This is a genomic window from Streptomyces sp. MUM 2J (assembly GCF_022414535.1).
Taxonomy (GTDB): Bacteria; Actinomycetota; Actinomycetes; order Streptomycetales; family Streptomycetaceae; genus Streptomyces.
Window position 1 is genome coordinate 1 of the sequence record NZ_JADWYM010000108.1, and the last position, 1,299, is coordinate 1,299.

Annotated in this window: 1 protein-coding gene; it reads left to right on the top strand. The window is 67.6% G+C overall.

What is annotated here, in order from left to right; genetic code table 11:
• Nucleotides 1–69 precede the first annotated feature (69 nt).
• Nucleotides 70–1,256 (top strand): IS3 family transposase gene (locus I3F54_RS31830; RefSeq protein ID WP_240122400.1). Its coding sequence is split into 2 segments (ribosomal slippage): nt 70–325 and nt 325–1,256, totalling 1,188 coding nucleotides; the frame shifts between segments, so codons are not numbered across the junction.
• The last annotated feature ends 43 nt before the right edge of the window (nt 1,257–1,299 follow it).

Consider the following 1,299-nt stretch of genomic DNA (forward strand, 5'->3'; position numbering starts at 1 on the left):
TGAAGTTGCCCCGGTGTGATGGACAACCTTCCACTTTGGGATACTGGGTCCCGCAAGGAGGAGTTCATCGTGCCAAGGACGCGTCCGGCCTACCCGCCGGAGTTCCGTCGCCAGATAGTCGAGCTGGTCAGGGCCGGCCGTTCGCCGGAGGAGCTGGCGAAGGAGTTCGAGCCGTCCGCCCAGACCATCCGCACCTGGGCAAACCAGGACCGGGTGGACGCCGGGGAACGCCCGGGGCTGACCAGCGACGAGAAGGAAGAACTCGCCCAGCTGCGCCGTGAGGTGAAGCAGTTGCGCGAGGAGAAAGAGATCCTCCGCAAGGCCACGGTTTTCTTCGTCCGGGAGACCAGCCGGTGATCTGCTACCGGCTGATCGACGAGAACAGGGCACACCACGACGTCTCCCTCATGGCCCGGCTGCTGGGTGTGTCGCGGCAGGGCTACTACGCCTGGAAGGACCGTGGCCCGTCCCGCCGACATCTGGAGGACGCCGAGCTCACCGAGAAGATCCGCGGGCACCACGAGCGGTCCCACGGCACCTATGGTGCCCCGCGCATCCACGCTGACCTGCGCGAATTCGACGGCCTGCGGGTGGGCCGCAAGCGCGTCGCCCGTCTGATGCGCCAGGCCGGGCTGGCCGGCGTGCACCGCCGCACCGGCCGGGCATCGCTGACCCGCCAGGACCGGCGGGCCCAGCCGGCCCCCGACCTGATCGGCCGGGACTTCACCGCAAGCGCGCCGAACCTTCGCTGGACCGCCGACATCACCTACGTGCCCACCGACGAGGGCTGGCTCTACCTCGCCGTGATCATGGACCTCTTCTCCCGCAGGATCGTCGGCTGGGCCATGGCCGACCACATGCGAACCGAACTGGTCACCGACGCCCTCGCCATGGCGGTCGCTGCCCGCCGCCCGCGCCCCGGATTGGTGCATCACAGCGACAAGGGGTCGCAGTACACGAGCCTGACGTTCAGTCAGCGCTGTGAGGAGGCCGGCATCCGGCCCTCCACCGGCCGCACTGGATCTTGCTATGACAACGCCGTGACCGAGAGCTTCTTCGCATCACTGGAAACAGAACTCATCGATCGCACCACGTTCCCCACCCGCCACCATGCCGAGCAGGCCCTGTTCGCCTACATCGAGGGCTTCTACAACCCAAGACGCCGACACTCGGCGAACGGCCAGCTCAGCCCGGCCGACTTCGAGCGCCGACACGCCGCAGAAGCATCAGGTAAGGTCCTCTACGCCGCCGCATAGCTCACAAGCCCGCCCGTGTCCGTCAGACCGGGGCAACTCCATT